Below are 17582 nucleotides of genomic sequence, written 5' to 3'. Positions count from 1 at the left end.
CCGCGGTCCGTCGCAGGAACGGCCTCTTCCGCCGTGCCGCATCCCGTTCCCCGCCCTACGCTCGACCCATGCCACGCCGCCACATCCAGATGACCGGCGCCGCCGACGCGGCCCCCCTGCGGGCCGCCCTGCGCGAGCTGCGCACGACGCTCGACGTGCCCGCCGACCCGGCGGGGCCCGACGCCTTCCCGCCCGAGGTGCAGGCCGAGGCGGAGCGGGCGGCGAAGAACCCGCGGCTGCCCGCCGACCCGTACGACGCCACCGCCGTCCCCTTCTTCACCGTCGACCCGCCCACCTCCACCGACCTCGACCAGGCCATGCACCTGGAGCGGCGGACCGGCGGGGGCTACCGGGTGCACTACGCGATCGCCGACGTGGCCGCCTTCGTGGCCCACGGCGGGGCGCTCGACGCCGAGGCGCACCGGAGGGTCACCACCCTCTACTTCCCGGACGAGAAGGTTCCGCTGCACCCGCGGATCCTCTCGGAGGGCGCCGCGAGCCTGCTGCCCGACCAGACCTGTCCCGCGCTGCTGTGGCGGATCGACCTCGACGCGGACGGGACGGCCACCGCCACGGACGTACGCCGCGCACTGGTGCGCAGCCGCGCCAAGCTGGACTACGCCGGGGTGCAGCGGCAGATCGACGCCGGGACGGCCGAGGAGTCCCTGGCCCTGCTCAAGGACATCGGGCTGCTGCGCGAGGAGCAGGAACGCGCCCGCGGCGGCATCTCGCTCAACGTCCCCGAGCAGGAGATCGAACTGCGCGACGGCGCCTACCGGCTCAGCTACCGGACCCCGCTGCCCGCCGACGGCTGGAACGCGCAGATCTCGCTGCTCACCGGGATGGCCGCCGCCGACCTCATGACGGCGGCGGGCGCCGGCATCCTGCGCACCCTGCCGGCCGCCCCGGACGGCGCGGTAGCCCGACTGCGCCGCACCGCGCACGCCCTGCACGTCGACTGGCCGCACCACACCTCGTACGCCGAAATCGTCCGCAGCCTGGACCCCGCCGACCCGGGGCACGCCGCCTTCCTCCAGGAGTGCACGACCCTGCTCAGGGGCGCCGGCTACACCGTGTTCAGCGGCGGCGAGCTCCCCGACCCGGCGGTGCACGCCGCCGTGGCCGCCCCGTACACCCACTGCACCGCGCCACTGCGCCGGCTCGTCGACCGGTACGCGGGCGAGCTGTGCGTGGCGGCGGTGGCGGGGGAGGGCACCCCGGAGTGGGTGCTCGCCGCGCTGCCCGGCCTGCCGAAGGAGATGGCGGAGGGCACCCGGCGGCAGAACACCGTGGAGCGTGAGTGCGTGGACATCGTCGAGGCGGCCCTCCTCCAGGACCGCGTCGGCGCACTCTTCGACGCGCACGTCGTCGACGTCGACGACCGGGAACCGACCGTCGGCACCGTCCAGTTGCAGGGCGAGGACCTCGCGGTGATCGCCCGGGTCGAGGGCGGCGGCAAGCTGCCGCTCGGCGAGCGCATCAGGGTCAGGCTGACGCAGGCAGACCCGGGGGCGGCGAAGGTTCAGTTCCGGCCCGCGTGAGCGTGGCGGCCCGGTACGCCGTGACCAGTGCCCGCGCGTCGTCGGCGTGGAAGCGTACGGTCGTCACCGGCCGCCGCTTCCCGAGCAGCGACACCGCTTCCACAGGCGCGGTCAGCCGCACGGTCACGGAGGTCTGCGAGGCGACGGCCAGCTCCAGCACGCCGTCCTCCCGCTGCCCGGGGTTGAGCCGCAGGTCGTACCGTACGGACTCGATCCGCCCGGCCGGGAGCGACAGGTCGACGTGCGCGCCCGCCCGCACCCGCAGGCCGCCGTCCGCCCGTACGACATGCGGCCGGGTCACGGCCGCCGCGTGCAGTCCCAGGATGAGCACCACGGTGTACACGTCCACCACCAGGAACGCCTTCTGCACCAGGGGCAGCCCCGCCAGCAGCACGTGCAGTCCGACCGTCTCCACGACGCAGACGAAGGTGAACCCGTACAGCAGCGCCGCCTGGGCCTTCGCATGCCCGAATGCGAGGTCGGCCGCCCCGACCCCGTGCCTGCGCCGGGCAACCCACCGCCCGAGCGAGGCGAGCACCCGCAGCTCGTGCCCCAACAGCCGCAGGACCGGCTCCGGCACCAGCTCGGCCACGGCCTGCCGGCTGGTCAGCCCACGACGGCGCAGGCGTACGAACAGCCAGACCTCCGCCAGGACCACGGCCACGACCAGCGCCTCCGCCGCCGCCAGCACCGGAGCGGACACCCGCACGCCCGCCAACAGGCAGACGAACAAGACCAGTTCCCCCGGCAGGACGGCGTACGCGACCCCTCTGAGAATCCTCTTCATGCACCCTCACCCCTCTGCTCTGCCTGCTCTTTCCGCTGTGCCCGTGCGGTCACGAGGTCCATCGCCCGCAGTACGGCCTGCGCCTGTGCGGGGGAGAAGTCCGCGAAGAATGCCTCGACGAAGGCGTCACTCTCGTCCGGCGCGGCCCCCTGCTCCCAGAGCCCGTCCGGAATGCACTCGGCCAGCGCCTCGGCGGCCCCGGTCACCCGAGGGTCGTCGCGGCCGGCGTCCACCAGCTCGTCCAGCAGCGCGTACACCTCCTGCACCCGCTCCGCCGCCCCGGGCGTCGTCACGAACGCGTCCCGCATCGCGCCGAGCAGCTGCCCCCGCGACTCCGGCGGTGCGACGGTCTCCAGAAGCGTGAGGATCTGCCGGTCCTTCGCCGCCATGCCGCCGGAGAACACCGGAAGCTCGTTGAGCAGCTCGCCCAGCTCCTGGGACACCGGGCCCTCCTCGGTGAGTTCTCCCGCGTCGGCCCGCGCCAGCAGTGCGCGGATGTGGCTGCGGCGCGCCCTGATCTGCGCCTCCTGCCTGGCCAGGTCGTCGTCCAGCTCGCCCAGCACCTCGACGAGTTCGCGCCCCGCGTCGTCCCGTACGACGTCCCTGACCTCGTCGAGCCCGAGACCCAGCTCGGTGAGCCGCCTGATCCGGGCCAGCACGACCGCGTCCCGCAGCCCGTACTCGCGGTAGCCGTTGCTGCGCCGCACGGGCTCGGGCAGCAGCCCGACGTGGTGGTAGTGGCGCACCGCACGTGTGGTGACACCGACGAGCGCGGCGATCTCTCCGATCCTCATGCGCCCAGTAGAAACGTTGACGCTGCGGCAAGGTCAAGCAGGACATGGCACGACAGGGCAGGTCCCCCGCGCCCCGCCCCGCCGGGTAGCATGGTCGGCACGGCAGACGAGTCGGCCGGACGGCCGCGTGAGGACCCTTCGGGGCCCCTCCCGAGGAACGTCCGGGCTCCACAGAGCAGGGTGATGGCTAACGGCCACCCGGGGTGACCCGCGGGAAAGTGCCACAGAAAACAGACCGCCTGGGACCGCGAGGTCCTCGGTAAGGGTGAAACGGTGGTGTAAGAGACCACCAGCGTCCGGGGCGACCCGGACGGCTAGGTAAACCCCACCCGGAGCAAGGTCAAGAGGGGCCGTCGCAAGACGGTCCTGCGCGGACGTCCGAGGGCTGCTCGCCCGAGTCCGCGGGTAGACCGCACGAGGCCGGCGGCAACGCCGGCCCTAGATGGATGGCCGTCTCCGCGGCCGCCGCGAGGCGACCGCGAGACAGAACCCGGCGTATAGGTCGGCTCGTCTCTAGCCTCCGTCCCCGCAAGGGGGCGGGGGGCTGTAACAGCCTCTCTGACCTGCATCTTTGCGGGTCGGAGGGGCTGCTTTCATTTGCGGCACGACCGACGCTATTTGCGCCTGGTGACCTTGTTTTTCTGCCTGTTTCTGAGTGTCCTGTGGCGATCCTGTGGCGGTGAAGGCGTCGGTCGCGCGCCTTCGTCTGGGCCGTCATGTGAGCTCAGGTAGCAGGGGGCTTCCGGTGCCGGCCCGTGCCTTCCTTCATGAGCGAAGGCTGCCTCGTCGGGCTGTCAGGCTTCGCTACGTCCGGATACAGGACCCGCTTCGCCTCGGCCAGATTCGGTACGACAGTGACCAGCTCCCAGGTGTGCCCGTTCCAGCGCTCGATGGCCCGCGGCTTGTCCGGGAACAGATGCGTGGCCCGCCGACCCTTTTCGTCGGCGACCACAGCTCTCAGGCGACCGATTCGCGCTTCCCGGCGCTTCAACCATTCCGACAGAGGTTCGTCGTCCATCGTGCTGTTCCGTTCCTTTCCGCAGTGGAGCCCATCGAGTCTCTCGCCATCAGGTCGAGTACTCCAACTCGCTTCGTGCGGCATCACGAATCATGCTTGCGAGTTTCTCGACGTCAGCCTTCGAGTTGAAAGCCTCGGCGAGCAGCCCCCTCACCTCGTGCAAGCTCCCAGCGAGCCCCCCGCCGATGACTGCGTCCGGAAGGAGGACCCTCCGGAACTCTGGGCGCTCCAAGAGGGACTCAAGCAGCTTCTCAGCCATCCAGTACGGAGTCCGCTCGCGGATCGCGAAGGTCAGGTGACAGCTTCCTTCCGTGGCATCCGGCGTGAAGGGGTTATGAACCCAGCCGCGCGGGAGAATCAGGGACTGCCCCGGCATCAGATCGATCTCCAAATCGGGCCCCATGGCCATCCAGCGTTTGCGCCACCTTTCATCCCACACGCGCGTCGACTCGCCGAAGTGCCGTATCGGAGACTCCACGACCGGCTTCCACAGTTGCCAGCGCTTTATCCCTGACATCTGCGTGATGATCGCTGTCTGCTGGTCCCAGTGGTGCCGCAGTCCCTGGCTGCTCGCCGGGGTTAGGAACGCGTGCACGTAATTCGAGTAACCCGTCTCGACCTGGATCTCCCGAGAGATCGCGTGTAGCTCCGGGACGACGCGCTGCAAGTTTTGAGCCGAGCTTCTGTGCAGGTATCGCTTCGGAGTCAGCCATGGCTTCGCCTCATTCCCTCGTCGCTCGCGCTGTCACAACGAACGTAGGACTGGACGCTGTCAACTCCCAAGAAACTTGCAGCAGTTTGCAGCGATCCGTTTGACGGGCCCGAATGCTCAGCCGACCATCGGTTCATCGCGCAAACTTGCGCAAGGGCGAGGACAGTGGAACGACCATGAAGCTACGGTTCCTTGGTAAGAACTCCAACGTCGGGGAATGCCCGACTCTCTACTCCACGGACCGGGACACCTACTTGGTCCAGGGCTGGAAGATCTTCGCGAACGACCTGCTGATGCAGCTCGACCTCTGCGAGGGGCAGACGGCCGTGGAGGTCCCGACCGAACTGTTCGGCCACCTGACCAAGGACGGACTCCCTTCCGGGGACATCCGGCGCATCGAGGACCCGATCATGGTCCTCACGCCCGGAGGGACGTTCGTCGTCCAGGGCCTGGAGGTCACCGACCCCGAGGCTCTTTCGGCGATGGATGTCCCCGACTACGAAACAGTGGTCGAGGTCCCCAAGGCCGCCATCACTGCACTTCTGGAGGATCCGCGTGGAGTTGATCTCAAGCGCCGAGCGCAACCAGCTCTTTGAGAGCTTCGAGCAGGAAGCCTTCCATCTGGAGCTCAGGGACGACTACTCCGTGCCCGAGGAGGATGGACCGTTCCAGAGTTGGTTGCGGGGCGAGCCCAATGACCCGTCGTTCATGGACTACTGGGTGAACCTCGTACGGCGGACCACCGCATCGGGAGGGGCCTGGCGCAGGGTGAGGGTCGTGACCGAACCGCACTCGGACTACGTGCGTTGGGAGTACGAGACGACGCCGGTGAATCTGGAAGCAGGAGAATCCATTCGTTGGTTGCCGCGTCACAAGCTCCCCGAAGGAATCTCCTTCCCAGTGGGCGGGAACGACTGGTGGCTGATCGACTCTCGGCTTGTGGCAGTTGGCCACTTCGACAATGACGGCCGTGTGCTCGGGTCGGAGTTGATCGAGGATCCGAAGGTCGTAGCCGAGTGCGTGCGGATCAGGGATCTCCTGTGGGGGCTCGCTACACCGCACGCTGAGTACAAGCCCTGACCGACTCGTGAGCACAGAGGCACAAGGCCAGAGAGAGGCGCTGGGGGCGCGGCTGCGTGGATTCCGGAAGGACGCGGGATTCAGCAGCGGTCGCGCTTTCGCGGCCGTGACAGGCTGGCACGAATCCAAGGTCAGCCGGATAGAGCACGGAAGGCAGAAGCCCAGCGACGACGACCTTCGTGTCTGGTGTGAGGCAACGGGGCAGGCCGATCAATTTGAAGACCTGATCGGCGCACTTCGCCACATCGACGAGCTCTGGATGGAGTGGAGGCGGCACCTGGGCGAGGGCGCCACGGCGAGACAGCAGAAGGCTCTGCCGGTCTACGAGCGAACCAAACTCTTTCGGATCTGGCACCCAACTGTGGTGTGGGGAGCCCTCCAGAACGAGGGGTACGCCGAGGCTACCTTCAGACAGGTGGTCGACTTCTACGAGATCCCGGACGATGTTGAGGCGGCCACAGCCAAGCGACTGGAGCGACAGCAATACCTGTATAAGGGCAACAGGGCCTTCCACGTGATCTTGGGAGAACAAGCCCTGTATACGAACTTCGGTGGCCGACAGGTGATGCTGGAGCAGCTTGAATGGCTCCTGCACATCATGCGACTCCCGAGGCTGAGCGTCGGGTTCATTCCCCGTTCCGCCCCCATGTGGATCTGGCCCGGCAACTCGTTCAGCATGTTCGACGACAGGCTCGTCCTTGTGGAGACCTTCTCGGCAGAGCTCTCCGTCTCGAAGCCCTCGGAGATAGAGGCGTACGCGAAGGTGTTCGAGACCCTAAAGCGATCGGCCGTCTACGGCGACAGCGCCAAGGAGCTGATCCGTGGTGCTCTCCGGCACTACGACCAATATGACCGCCACTGACCAGGGAGACACCATGAGCGAACCCTTGAACTGGCACACAAGCACCTACACGAAGACTGACAACTGCGTCGAGGTCGCGGACAATATCCCCAACCTCGTCCTGATCCGCGACACGAAGGACAGGCAGCTTCCCGTGGTCACGTCCACCGCTGAAGCGTGGAGTGCCTTCGTGGCTTCGGTGAAGTGAAACGAGAAGAAACCTCCGGAGTTGGGCCGGGGTTTCGGTGTGGATGCTGCACTCCACTAAGAGATAGCGCTACCCGTGGACTCCAGGCGCCGCCGCCTTCGCTTTCCGACCCCGGCGGGGTGCGCCCCACCGAGGTCGAAAGTTGCCCTGGTACGGGCACGGGCGGGGAGACTCCTCGGGTCGCGATGCCGCCTCAGACCGCCGCGCGGGATGCGCACCCCCGTGCCGCCGACGCGGACGCGGGGGTCGCCGGTGCGGAGTTCCACCGTGAGGATGCCGGGGCGGCCCAGGTCGTCGCCCTGGTGGAGGGTGAGGGTGGACGCGTCCGGCACCAGGCCGAGTTCACGGGCGTACGCGCCGAAGGCGGCTGCCGCGGCGCCCGTCGCCGGGTCCTCGACGACGCCGCCGACCGGGAACGGGTCGCGGACGTGGAAGACGGTGTCCGAGGTGCGGTGGACCAGCTGGAGCGTGGTCAGGTCCAGCCGGAGCATCAGGGCCGTCAGCCGTTCGAAGTCGTAGGAGAGGTCGGCCAGCCGGGCCCGGGTGGCCGCCGCCAGCACGAGGTGGCGGGCGCCGGCGTACGCGATCCGGGGCGGGACGGCGGGATCGAGCTCGGCGGGCGCCCAGCCGAGGGCCGCGAGGGCCTCGGTGACGTCCGCGTCGTCAGCAGGCTCGGTGTGCGGCGTCACACTGGTGAGGACGGCGCGGGGGCTGCCGCCCGGGGGAATGGTGACGCTCACCGGGACCGTGCCGGCCTTCGTCTCGAACACGAGCTCGACCGGGCCCAGGCGCTCGCCGAGCGCGACAGCGGTCGCGACGGTGGCGTGCCCGCAGAACGGAACCTCGGCCTTGGGGCTGAAGTAGCGCACGGAGTAGTGGTGCTGCGCCTCGGCCGGGACCAGGAACGCGGTCTCGCTGTAACCGAGTCCGGCGGCGATGGCGAGCATCTCCCCGTCCGAGAGCGCGGAGGCGTCCAGCACGACCCCGGCGGGATTGCCGCCGGCGGGGTCGGAGGAGAAGGCGGTGTAACGGAGGATCTCGGGGCTGGCGGGAGCCGGCGTGGTCGTCATGTTGCGGGCAACTGCTGGGGGGTGGGTTGCATTCCCGTGGGGGGCGGCGCGCCCCTTCGGGCGGGTGAGTCGACGCCCGGGGCCGCACGCGGGGCCGGGGGGCGAGGCGAGGCCAGGGGCGGGGCCGGGCCAGGTGCGGGGCCGGAGGCGAGGCCAGGGGCGGGGCCGGGCCAGGTGCGGGGCCGGAGGCGAGGCCAGGGGCGGGGCCGGGCCAGGTGCGGGGCCGGAGGCGAGGCCACGGGCCAGGCCGGGCCAGGTGTGCGGCCGGGCCAGGTGCGAGGCCGGAGGCGAGGCCAGGTCGGCGGCGCGGGCCGCGCGCCCCCACGGGCGGATGCGCCGGGGCCCGGGGCGAGCCGGACGCCAGGCGGGTGCGTCGGGGCCGGGGCGAGGGCATGGGTACGGGCTCCGCGTCCCTCCAGGGGCGCACCCTGGCGGGCCCCGAGGGGCGGGGCGCAGGGGGCGGGGCGGGCCCAGAGGGGCGGGGCAGGCCCGCCCCGCCCCTCTGGGGCCGGGCGGGGCGGGTCCGCCACCCTGCGCGATGCTCAGCCCCGTCCCACGTACGGCATGTTCGTCGCCAGTACCGTCGCGAACTGCACGTTTGCCTCCAGGGGGAGGTCTGCCATGTGGCGGACCGTGTGTGCCACCTCTCGTACGTCCATCACCGGTTCCACCGCCAGCTCGCCGTTGGCCTGGAGGATGCCGGTCTGCATGCGGCGGGTCATGTCCGTGGCCGCGTTGCCGATGTCGATCTGGCTGACCGCGATCCGGTACGGACGGCCGTCCAGGGAGAGGGACTTGGTCAGGCCCGTCATCGCGTGCTTGGTGGTCGTGTACGCGACCGAGTGCGGGCGGGGGGCGTGGGCGGAGATCGAACCGTTGTTGATGATCCGGCCGCCCTGCGGGGACTGGTCCTTCATCTGCCGGTAGGCCGCCTGGGCGCAGAGGAACGCGCCGGTGACGTTGACCTGGACCACGGACTGCCAGTCCTCGTAGGAGAGTTGCTCGACGGGCGTGTTGCCGGGGCCGAAGGTGCCCGCGTTGTTGAACAGCAGATCCACGCGGCCGTACCGCTCCCGCGCGGCGTCGAACAGCGCCGTCACCCCGGCGGGGGAGGAGACGTCCGTCGGGACGGGCAGCGTCTCGCCGCCCGCCAGCTCCGCGGTTTCGGCGAGCGGCTCCGGGCGCCGGCCCGCCAGCGCCACCGCCCAGCCGGACCCGGCCAGCTCCACCGCCACCGCCCGGCCGATGCCGGAGCCCGCCCCTGTCACCACCGCGATCTTCTGAGTGCTCATGGGCAGGGAGGGTAGCCACCCGCGCCGCCCAGGAACTCATCTGTCCGTCATGTGGTGGACGTGTACGCGACAAGCGTGAGCCGTCCCCGGCGGCTGAGCTGTCCGTATGACCAGTAGCCATGCGCCAGAACTCCGCGCCGCCGCCCACCGGTTGACCCACGGCCGCCGTCGCTTCCTGACCGTCGCCGGAGCCGCCGCCACCCTCGCCTTCGCCACCAACCTGCCCGGCACCGGTGGCGCCCGGGCGCACGCCGCTCCCGTCGGCGACTTCGACGCCCGCCGGCTCAAGGAGGACCCGTTCACCCTCGGCGTCGCCTCGGGCGACCCCCTGCCGGGGTCCGTGCTGCTGTGGACCCGGCTCGCCCCCAGACCGTACGAGACCGACAGCGGCCTGCCCGCGTCCCGGGTCCGGGTGGAGTGGGAGGTCGCCTACGACGACCGGTTCCGGCGGATCGTGCGGCGCGGCAGCGTCACCGCCCACCCGGAGTTCCACCACAGCGTGCACGTCGAGGTGGACGGCCTCGCGCCGGACCGGGTCTTCCACTACCGCTTCCGGGCCGGGGCCTGGATCAGCAGGACCGGGCGGACCCGCACCGCCCCGGCGCCGGGCGCGAGCGTCGGCGGGCTGCGGCTCGGTGTGGTCTCCTGCCAGGCGTACCACGACGGTTACTTCACCGCGTACAAGCACCTCGCGGGCGAGGACGTCGACGCCGTACTGCACCTCGGGGACTACCTGTACGAGTACGCGGTGAACGCGACCGGCGGCGAGCGGAAGTACACCGACCGGCGGCTGCCCGCCCACTTCAACCGGGAGACCGTCTCCCTGGAGGACTACCGGCTGCGCTACGCCCTCTACAAGTCGGACCCCGACCTGGCCGCCGTGCACGCCGCGCACCCGTTCGTCGTGACCTGGGACGACCACGAGACCGAGAACAACTACGCCGGCGGCACCCCCGAGAACGACGTACCGCCGGAGGAGTTCCTGCTGCGCAGGGCCGCCGCCTACCGCGCGTACTGGGAGAACCAGCCGCTGCGCCTGCCCCAGCGGCCCACCGGGTCCGACATGCGGCTCTACCGGCGGCTGCGGTTCGGGCGGCTCGCCCAGTTCGACATCCTCGACACCCGGCAGTACCGCTCCGACCAGGCGTACGGCGACGGCTGGCAGGTCCCGGGCCCCGAGTCCGAGGACCCGGCCAGGACGATGACCGGCGCCACCCAGGAGCGCTGGCTGACCGACGGGTGGCGCAGGGGACCGAGGCCCGTGTGGAACGTCGTCCCGCAGCAGGTGACCTTCGCCGAGCGGCGCAGCCAGGCCGCCCCCGGCTTCAAGCTCAGCATGGACTCCTGGGACGGCTACCCCGCGTCCAGGGAGCGGATCATCGCGGGGCCGAGTCGGCCGGCGTGCGCAACCTGCTCGTACTCACCGGCGACGTGCACGTCTCGTACGGCCTCGACATCAAGCGGGACTTCCGCGACCCCGGCTCGCGGACCGTCGGCACGGAGATCGTCACGACCTCGATAGCCAGCGGCAGGGACGGTGCGGACCGGCCCGCCGACTGGGAGCGGTTGACCGGCGCGAACCCGCACATGAAGCACTACAACGGTCGGCGCGGGTACACCCTCGTCACCCTCACCCCCGAGCAGGCCAGGGCCGACTTCAGGACCGTGTCCGCGGTCACCACCCCGGGGGCGCCCGTGACGACCGCCGCTTCGTTCGTCTCGGAGGCCGGCAACCCGGGACTCAGGCCGGTGTGACAGGCCACGGGCAACGTTGATCCCCCGGCCCGTCTCCCGGACCGGACGTTTGTTCCGATCACTGCGGACGAGCTGAGAGCATGGGTCGGTATTCAACGAAACGGGAGCGACGATGCCGGACAGCGGCCGCCGGACAGCGGCAGCGGAACAGGACCACATAACCGGGGCGGGCGCCGAGGCCACCGCCGCGGTCGAGTCGGCGACGGCGGCGGCCGCCGCCGAGTCCGCCACCGCCGCTACCGCGGGCCCGGTGACCGTCGTTCCCGTCCCGGCCGGGTCCGCCGTCCCGGCCGGGGCCCCGTCCGCCGGCCCCCAGGTCTCGGCGGCCGAGGCCCCGTCCGCCGGCCCGGAGGCCGCCCCGGCCTCCCCGGCCGCCACGGCCGTCCGGCGCACCGGCCTCCTGGTCACGCTCGTCCTCGGCGGACTCACCGCGATGCCGCCGCTTTCCATGGACATGTACCTCCCGGCGCTCCCCGAGGTCACCAAGGCCCTCGGCGCCCCCGCCGCGACCGTCCAGCTCACCCTGACCGCCTGCCTGGCCGGCATGGCGCTCGGCCAGCTGGTCGTCGGCCCGCTCAGCGACAAGCTCGGCCGACGCCGCCCGCTGCTCTTCGGCATGGTCGTGTACGTGCTGGCGACCGCCATCTGCGCCCTCGCGCCCAATGCCGAACTCCTCATCGCCTTCCGCCTGTTGCAGGGGCTGGCGGGAGCCGCGGGCATCGTCATCGCGCGGGCCGTGGTCCGTGACATGTACGACGGCGTGGCGATGGCGAAGTTCTTCTCGACGCTGATGCTGATCTCCGGGGTGGCCCCGGTCATCGCCCCCGTCATCGGCGGCCAGGTGCTCCGGATCACCGACTGGCGCGGCATCTTCTACGTGCTGACCGCGGTCGGTGTCCTGCTCACCCTCGTGGTGTGGAAGTGGCTGCACGAGACGCTGCCCCAGGAGCGCCGGCACACCGGCGGCGTCGGTGAGGCGCTGCGCACCATGAAGGGGCTGCTCGCCGACCGCGTGTTCACCGGCTACATGATCACCGGCGGCCTGGCCTTCGCGGTCCTCTTCGCCTACATCAGCGCCTCGCCCTTCGTCGTGCAGGAGATCTACGGAGCCTCCCCGCAGACCTTCAGCCTGCTGTTCGGCGTCAACTCCGTCGGGCTGATCGCCGTCGGCCAGATCAACGGAAAGGTCCTCGTCGGCCGGGTCCGCCTCGACAAGGTGCTGGCGTTCGGCCTCGCCGTGATCACCGTCGCCGCCGTCGCGCTGCTGCTGATGACCACCGGGGTCTTCGGGGAGGTCGGGCTGTGGCCGGTGGCCGCCGGCCTGTTCGTCCTGATGTCGGCGATGGGCCTGATCATGCCCAGCACCAACACCCAGGCCCTGATGCGCACCCCGCACGCGGCGGGTTCCGCCTCGGCGCTGCTCGGCACGTCCTCGTTCCTGATCGGTGCGGTCGCATCCCCGCTGGTCGGCATCGCGGGGGAGTCCACGGCCGTGCCGATGGCCGTCGTCCAACTGGTGTGCGCGCTGCTCGCCGTGGGCTGTTTCCTGGGGCTGTGCCGGCCCTGGCAGCGGACCTCGGAGGCGTGAGCCGCCGGTCGGCGGGAGGAAGGGGCGCCGCTCCTTCCTCCCGCCGGCCGGCCGGTACGCGCGGCTCCCGTTACTCGCCCGAGCGGAAGCGGCGCAACAGCTCGACCGCCGCCGGGCTGTCCGGGTCGAAGCTGTAGATGCCCTCCTGCTTGTGCGGGACGGCGGGGCCCCATACGCGGGCGGCGTGGCACTCGTACGAGAAGGCGATCTCGAACAGCGTCCCGCGCGGCCCGTGCACCCTCATCCCCCACCCGGGCAGGAACGTCTGGCCCGGCTGGCTGCCCGGGAGCTCCTTCACCAGGGCCAGCGCCTCGCGGGCCTCGGCCTGCTCCCAGAGTGCCGTGTCCTCGCCCGTCATGGTCTTCGGCAGCGGGTCGTTCGCGTCCGGGGTGATTCGGACGACCTCGACCAGCTCGGTCTGCTCGTGTGCGCTGGGCAACAACATCCGCCCAGAGTGGCCGAGTTCCCGCCGCCGCGCCAGAGTTCCGGCCCCCCGGGTCCTTGAGACGGGCCCCGTTCCGGCCGGTCAGCGCCTGGGCCGGCCGATCAGGTGCGGCCTGTCCGGCCGTCAGCTCCCGGGCCGGCCGATCAGGTGCGGCCTGTCCTGCCGGTCAGCGCCTGGGATAACCGATCAGGCGCGGCCTGTCCTGCCGGTCCGTCCAGCGGAACAGGCCGGTGCCCGCCACCTCCGCCTCCGGCAGCACCGTGGTGTCCGTCAGTGCCACCGGCACCGCGGTCGCCAGCGGCACCTCCACCGGTGTGCCGCCCGCGGACGCCGGACTCGTCGTGCCGTACGCGACGCCGTCGTCGGTGACCGAGGTCAGCGTGAGCGGCCTGGCACCGTCCTTCTCCTGCAGGCAGTGGGCCCGCTCCGCGCCCTCGACCGCGGGGGTACGGAGGTCGAAGGCCAGGTTCCCGGCCACCAGATAGCTGCCGTCGGGCGAGGTCACCGCCTGCGGGTAGGCGCCCGGCTCCAGCGCGGGCCTGCGGCAGTCGACCGTGCCGAGCACCTTGCCGGTGTCCGCATCGTGCACCGCCCACCGGTCCCACCCGTTCGCCTTCTTCGGCCGCCACTTCGCCAGTACGTGCCCGGCGGGGGTCACCGACGTCGGCAGCCCGGACGCCGGGTCGGTGCCCTTCGGTGCGACCGACCTGCTGTACCAGCCGCCCCGCACCCAGAACTCACTGCGCCCGCCGACCAGCAGCCCCTTCGACGTCAGGCCCCTGACCTCGGTGCGGGTGCGGCAGTTCGCACAGCCCTTGGGCGGCCGCAGGTCCTTCGCGGCCACGGCGGACGGACGGCCGGTGAGCGGGTCCACCACCGTCGCCGTCGCCGCACCGTCGGTGATCAGGATGCCGGGTCCGGTGCCGGTCACCACGGGAACCCCCGTCCAGGGCAGCTCGACGTGCTGCTGGCGGCCGGTCGCGGCGTCGTACACGTCCAGGGCGACGACCGAGTCCCCGGTCGACAGGGCGTCCGAGCCGCCGACCTTCCCGTACGACCAGGTGACGAAGTAACGGCGGTCGCCCTTGGCCAGGGAGAGCAGCCGGGGGAAGTACGCCGGGTCCGAGAGCGCCCGCCACGGTGCGCCCGCCCAGACGGGCCTCCCGGTCGCCGCGTCGTACGCGCGGAGCACGAACCGGTCGGCGCCGGAGCGCTCCACGTGTCCGAGGAGCCGGGCGGGCGGGTGGACGATCGCGTACTCCGGGGAGCCGCCGACGATCTGCCAGCCCGTCCCCCTCCCCGTCGGCCCGCCCTCGGCGTCCCGCGGTCCCGTGTCGTACGCGGCCGGGACCTGGAGGCGCGGGACAGGGGTGGGCGCCGGGTGCTGCCGGGCCTGCGCGGTGCTGTCCGCGCCCGGCCCCCGGCCGTCCCCGGCGCCCTTGCCGTCCTTGCCCTCCCCGGGGGCGCCGCAGGTGGCCAGCAGGAGCAGGAGCGCCAGGACGGCGACGCCGGCCACCAGGGCCACCCGGACGGTTCGCTGTGCCACTGTTTCCCCCCGCTGCTCGTCCCGGCGCACCGACGCCGGTGCACCGCCCCCCGCAACCGGCCGACGGCTGTCAGCGTATGCAACTGCCCCTGCTTGCGCAGCAGTTCCGTCGCGTCCCTTTTTGCCCCCTACACTTTTCCGGTGAACTCCACCCTCTCCCTCCCGGAAGCCCTGCGCGGCGCCCTCGCGGGCCTGCTCGACGGGCTGCCGCCCAAGCAGGCGACGCAGGCCGTCGACCGGCTGATCGCCAACTACCGGGGGACCACTCCGACCGACGCCCCGGTACTGCGCGACCGCTCGGACGTGGCCGCCTACGCGGCGTACCGGATGCCCGCGACCTTCGAGGCGGTACGGTCCGCGCTCGGCGCGCTGCGGGCCGCGGCGCCAGGGTGGACGCCGGAGACCCACGTCGACGTGGGCGGCGGGACGGGGGCCGCGAGCTGGGCGGTCACGGAGGCGTGGGGGACGCAGCGGAGCACCGTCCTGGACTGGGCGGAGCCCGCACTCGCACTCGGCCGGGAGCTCGCGGAGGCCTCCGGGGTGCCCGCGCTGCGCGACACCGTCTGGCAGCGCTCTCGTATTGGATCGGCGCTCACCATCGAGAGCAGTGATCTCGTCACCGTCTCGTACGTGCTCAAGGAGCTGACCGAGGCCGACCGGGACACCCTCGTCACCGAGGCGGCCCGTGCCGCGGCCGGGGCGGTCGTCATTGTCGAACCGGGCACACCCGACGGCTACCGCCGTGTCCTGGCGGCCCGCGAGCGGCTGCTCGGGGCGGGGATGCGGGTCGCCGCCCCCTGCGCGCACAGCGCCGCCTGCCCGATCGACCCTGCGGGCACCGACTGGTGCCACTTCTCCGCCAGGGTCAGCAGGTCCTCGCTGCACCGGCAGGTCAAGGGCGGCTCGCTCGCCTACGAGGACGAGAAGTTCGCCTACGTGGCCGCGGTGCGCCCCGAGGCGGTGCGGGCGACGGGTGCCGCCGCCCGCGTCGTGCGCAGACCGCAGATCCGCAAGGGCCTGGTCATGCTGGAGCTCTGCCGGGACGAGGGGGAGCAGCTCGCCCTCGTCCGGGAGAACGTCTCGAAGAAGCGGGACGGGGACCTCTACCGGGCCGCTCGCGACACCGACTGGGGCGACGCCTGGCCGCCCCGGTAGGCCCCGCCCGGCCGCCCCGGTGGACCCGCCGCCGCTCAGCCGCCGCGCAGTTCCTGGGTGCAGCACTTCACGCTGCCGCCGCCCTTGAGGAGTTCGGCGAGGTCCATGCCGATCGGTTCGAAACCGCGGGCCCGCAGCGGCGCGTACAGCCCGGCCGCCGCCTGCGGCAGCAGGACGTGACGGCCGTCGCTCACCGCGTTGAGGCCGAGCGCCGCGGCGTCCGGCTCCTGGGCGATCAGCGCGTCGGGGAAGAGCCTGGCGAGGACGGCGCGGCTGCCTGGCGAGAAGGCGCCCGGGTAGTACATGACCTCGTCGGTGCGGTCGTCGAGGACGGCGAGCGCCGTGTCGAGGTGGTAGTAGCGGGGGTCGACGAGGTCCAGGCCGATGACCGGGCGGCCGAAGAACTCCTGCGCCTCGTCGTGCGCGGCCGAGGTGGAGCGGAAGCCCCGGCCGGCCAGCAGGAAGGAGGCGGTGACGGCGAAGTCGCCCTCGCCCTCGTTGACGTGTTCCGGCTCGTGGACGTCCTCGAAGCCGTGCGACCTGAACCACTCGCGGTGGGCCTCGGCCTCCGGGGTGCGTTCCGCGTAGGCGAACCTGGCGCCCAGGACGCGCCCGTCCACCACGGTGGCGCCGTTCGCGGCGAAGACCATGTCGGGGAGTCCGGCGCGGGGTTCGAGGAGTTCGACGGTGTGGCCGAGTGCCAGGTAGCGGTCGCGCAGGTCTTCCCACTGCGCGAGGGCCAGCGGCAGCTCGACCGGCTTGGCGGGATCCATCCAGGGGTTGATGGAGTACGTGACCCTGAAGTGCCGCGGGGGGCACATCAGGTAGCGGCGGGGCGCCGCGTCACGAATGCGTCCGGTCAATGAGGGCTCCTCACGAACGACGGGTCCGGCTGGGCACGGTGTGTGCCTGCTGTCATGGTCGGGGGTGGAGGGCGGATTGTGCTGTGCACCGAAAGGGTGGTTCCTGGGTGGCCGGGGCGGGTAGGACGGACCGGCCACGCAGCTGAGAGACGACTCGTCTCGTCTCGGTCCGCTGGTAAATTGCGCCCATGGCAACCACGAAGGCCCCCGACTCCGGCCGGCGCAGTGACCGCTCCCGGCGGGCGATCCACGACGCCGCCCTCGCCCTCGTCGGCGAACTCGGCTACCAGAAGACCACCATCGAGGGCATCGCCGCCCGCGCGGGCGTCGGCAAGCAGACGATCTACCGCTGGTGGCCCTCCAAGGCGGCCGTTCTCCTGGAGGCCTTCGTGGACCTCAACGAGCGGGCCGCCGAGGCGGTCGGTGACCTCGCGCGCGCCATCCCCGACACCGGCGACCTGGTGGCGGACCTCAAGCTCGTCCTGCGCGCGACCGTCGACGAACTCGTCGACCCCACGTACGACATCCCCACCCGCGCCCTCACCGCCGAGGGCGTCGTCGACGCCCAGCTCGGCGCCCAGTACGTCGACAGGCTGCTGCGGCCCGCCCTCCAGCTGTACGTGGACCGGCTGCGGTCCGCCCAGGAGGCCGGCCAGGTCCGCCCCGACGTGGACCCCGAGACAGCGCTGGAGCTGTTCACCGGGCCGCTCACCCACCGCTGGCTGCTGCGTACCGCGCCGCTCACCCACGCCTACGCGGACAGCGTCGTGGACTACGCCGTGCACGGTCTCGCCCCGCGCTGAGCACGTCCACCGGCCCCGTGCCGCGGGACCCCGGATGCGGACACCTGCCACCCGAGGAGCAGGATGGTGCGAGCATGGACGGGT

The 17582-nt window shown here is 71.6% G+C and carries 16 protein-coding genes, 1 other RNA gene and 2 pseudogenes; 10 read left to right on the top strand and 9 right to left on the bottom strand.

Going from position 1 to position 17582, the window contains the following annotated elements:
* Positions 1-68: 68 nt before the first annotated feature.
* A complete protein-coding gene (locus tag ACIQM4_RS15765; RefSeq protein WP_401591518.1) occupies positions 69-1541 on the top strand; it encodes an RNB domain-containing ribonuclease in 1473 nt (490 codons plus the stop codon).
* Here the strand turns inward: ACIQM4_RS15765 and ACIQM4_RS15760 are convergent.
* Positions 1486-2328 (bottom strand): hypothetical protein, encoded by an 843-nt coding sequence (locus tag ACIQM4_RS15760; RefSeq protein WP_401591516.1) that lies wholly within the window; start codon positions 2326-2328, stop codon positions 1486-1488. The two genes, ACIQM4_RS15765 and ACIQM4_RS15760, sit on opposite strands and share 56 nt — an antisense overlap.
* On the bottom strand, positions 2325-3122 hold the full coding sequence (locus ACIQM4_RS15755; RefSeq protein ID WP_401591514.1) for a MerR family transcriptional regulator: 798 nt from the start codon (positions 3120-3122) through the stop codon (positions 2325-2327). Before ACIQM4_RS15755 ends, ACIQM4_RS15760 begins: the two co-directional genes overlap by 4 nt.
* Before the next feature lie 107 nt (positions 3123-3229).
* Between ACIQM4_RS15755 and rnpB the strand changes: the two genes are divergently transcribed.
* An RNA gene (gene rnpB / locus ACIQM4_RS15750) (RNase P RNA component class A) lies at positions 3230-3636 on the top strand.
* A 210-nt stretch (positions 3637-3846) separates the two neighbouring features.
* Here the strand turns inward: rnpB and ACIQM4_RS15745 are convergent.
* Positions 3847-4140, bottom strand: a complete 294-nt coding sequence (locus ACIQM4_RS15745; protein WP_401591512.1) for a DUF6087 family protein — start codon at positions 4138-4140, stop codon at positions 3847-3849.
* A gap of 49 nt (positions 4141-4189) precedes the next feature.
* Positions 4190-4807 (bottom strand): JmjC domain-containing protein, encoded by a 618-nt coding sequence (locus ACIQM4_RS15740; protein ID WP_401591510.1) that lies wholly within the window; start codon positions 4805-4807, stop codon positions 4190-4192.
* Positions 4808-5028: 221 nt separating this feature from the next.
* Here ACIQM4_RS15740 and ACIQM4_RS15735 point away from each other — a divergent pair, with 221 nt between their 5' ends.
* Genes ACIQM4_RS15735 through ACIQM4_RS15720 form a run of 4 tightly spaced genes read left to right on the top strand, consistent with a single transcriptional unit; the run spans position 5029 to position 6981 of the window.
* Complete coding sequence (locus ACIQM4_RS15735; protein WP_401591508.1) at positions 5029-5448, top strand: hypothetical protein; 420 nt, start codon at positions 5029-5031, stop codon at positions 5446-5448.
* Entirely contained in the window at positions 5408-5932 is a 525-nt protein-coding gene (locus ACIQM4_RS15730) for a DUF6879 family protein (RefSeq protein ID WP_401591506.1), read from the top strand. The genes ACIQM4_RS15735 and ACIQM4_RS15730 overlap by 41 nt, the downstream gene beginning before the upstream one ends.
* A 7-nt stretch (positions 5933-5939) precedes the next feature.
* Positions 5940-6794: a helix-turn-helix domain-containing protein gene (locus ACIQM4_RS15725; protein WP_401591504.1), complete on the top strand. Its 855-nt coding sequence runs from the start codon at positions 5940-5942 to the stop codon at positions 6792-6794.
* A 13-nt stretch (positions 6795-6807) separates the two neighbouring features.
* Positions 6808-6981, top strand: a complete 174-nt coding sequence (locus tag ACIQM4_RS15720) for a DUF397 domain-containing protein (protein ID WP_401591502.1) — start codon at positions 6808-6810, stop codon at positions 6979-6981.
* Between the two features lie 209 nt (positions 6982-7190).
* Here the strand turns inward: ACIQM4_RS15720 and ACIQM4_RS15715 are convergent.
* Together ACIQM4_RS15715 and ACIQM4_RS15710 are read right to left on the bottom strand one after the other, a co-directional pair.
* A pseudogene (locus ACIQM4_RS15715) lies at positions 7191-8051 on the bottom strand (PhzF family phenazine biosynthesis protein); the annotation flags it as partial.
* 542 nt (positions 8052-8593) lie between these two features.
* Positions 8594-9343, bottom strand: coding sequence for an SDR family oxidoreductase (locus ACIQM4_RS15710; protein ID WP_401591500.1), 750 nt, complete (start codon positions 9341-9343; stop codon positions 8594-8596).
* Between the two features lie 106 nt (positions 9344-9449).
* Between ACIQM4_RS15710 and ACIQM4_RS15705 the strand changes: the two are divergent.
* Both ACIQM4_RS15705 and ACIQM4_RS15700 read left to right on the top strand, forming a co-directional pair.
* Positions 9450-11098, top strand: a pseudogene (locus ACIQM4_RS15705) (alkaline phosphatase D family protein).
* A gap of 112 nt (positions 11099-11210) precedes the next feature.
* Positions 11211-12686: a Bcr/CflA family multidrug efflux MFS transporter gene (locus tag ACIQM4_RS15700; RefSeq protein WP_401591498.1), complete on the top strand. Its 1476-nt coding sequence runs from the start codon at positions 11211-11213 to the stop codon at positions 12684-12686.
* A gap of 70 nt (positions 12687-12756) precedes the next feature.
* Here the strand turns inward: ACIQM4_RS15700 and ACIQM4_RS15695 are convergent, their stop codons facing one another.
* Together ACIQM4_RS15695 and ACIQM4_RS15690 are read right to left on the bottom strand one after the other, a co-directional pair.
* The gene (locus ACIQM4_RS15695) at positions 12757-13131 is read right to left on the bottom strand and encodes a hypothetical protein (protein WP_401591496.1); all 375 of its coding nucleotides are present in this window, start codon (positions 13129-13131) and stop codon (positions 12757-12759) included.
* 166 nt (positions 13132-13297) lie between these two features.
* Positions 13298-14677: a hypothetical protein gene (locus ACIQM4_RS15690; RefSeq protein ID WP_401591494.1), complete on the bottom strand. Its 1380-nt coding sequence runs from the start codon at positions 14675-14677 to the stop codon at positions 13298-13300.
* 141 nt (positions 14678-14818) lie between these two features.
* Here ACIQM4_RS15690 and ACIQM4_RS15685 point away from each other — a divergent pair, with 141 nt between their 5' ends.
* Positions 14819-15832 carry a small ribosomal subunit Rsm22 family protein gene (locus ACIQM4_RS15685; protein ID WP_401591493.1) on the top strand — a complete coding sequence of 338 codons (1014 nt, stop codon included), beginning with the start codon at positions 14819-14821 and terminating at the stop codon, positions 15830-15832.
* A 35-nt stretch (positions 15833-15867) separates the two neighbouring features.
* Here ACIQM4_RS15685 and ddaH read toward each other — a convergent pair whose 3' ends face one another.
* Positions 15868-16695, bottom strand: coding sequence for a dimethylargininase (ddaH, locus tag ACIQM4_RS15680; RefSeq protein WP_401591491.1), 828 nt, complete (start codon positions 16693-16695; stop codon positions 15868-15870).
* 188 nt (positions 16696-16883) lie between these two features.
* Here ddaH and ACIQM4_RS15675 point away from each other — a divergent pair, with 188 nt between their 5' ends.
* Positions 16884-17498 carry a TetR/AcrR family transcriptional regulator gene (locus tag ACIQM4_RS15675; protein WP_401591489.1) on the top strand — a complete coding sequence of 205 codons (615 nt, stop codon included), beginning with the start codon at positions 16884-16886 and terminating at the stop codon, positions 17496-17498.
* Positions 17499-17582 lie beyond the last annotated feature (84 nt).

It is taken from the genome of Streptomyces sp. NPDC091272, from assembly GCF_044757485.1.
Classification (GTDB): domain Bacteria; phylum Actinomycetota; class Actinomycetes; order Streptomycetales; family Streptomycetaceae; genus Streptomyces.
This window is presented reverse-complemented; position numbering and strand designations above follow the sequence as displayed.

Coding starts and splice junctions, on each gene's coding strand:
- ACIQM4_RS15695 (WP_401591496.1), bottom strand. CDS start 13,131: ATGTTGTTGCCCAGCGCACACGAGCAGACCGAGCTGGTCGAGGTCGTC.
- ACIQM4_RS15745 (WP_401591512.1), bottom strand. CDS start 4,140: ATGGACGACGAACCTCTGTCGGAATGGTTGAAGCGCCGGGAAGCGCGA.
- ACIQM4_RS15700 (WP_401591498.1), top strand. CDS start 11,211: ATGCCGGACAGCGGCCGCCGGACAGCGGCAGCGGAACAGGACCACATA.
- ACIQM4_RS15760 (WP_401591516.1), bottom strand. CDS start 2,328: ATGAAGAGGATTCTCAGAGGGGTCGCGTACGCCGTCCTGCCGGGGGAA.
- ACIQM4_RS15735 (WP_401591508.1), top strand. CDS start 5,029: ATGAAGCTACGGTTCCTTGGTAAGAACTCCAACGTCGGGGAATGCCCG.
- ACIQM4_RS15675 (WP_401591489.1), top strand. CDS start 16,884: ATGGCAACCACGAAGGCCCCCGACTCCGGCCGGCGCAGTGACCGCTCC.
- ACIQM4_RS15755 (WP_401591514.1), bottom strand. CDS start 3,122: ATGAGGATCGGAGAGATCGCCGCGCTCGTCGGTGTCACCACACGTGCG.
- ACIQM4_RS15720 (WP_401591502.1), top strand. CDS start 6,808: ATGAGCGAACCCTTGAACTGGCACACAAGCACCTACACGAAGACTGAC.
- ACIQM4_RS15710 (WP_401591500.1), bottom strand. CDS start 9,343: ATGAGCACTCAGAAGATCGCGGTGGTGACAGGGGCGGGCTCCGGCATC.
- ACIQM4_RS15765 (WP_401591518.1), top strand. CDS start 69: ATGCCACGCCGCCACATCCAGATGACCGGCGCCGCCGACGCGGCCCCC.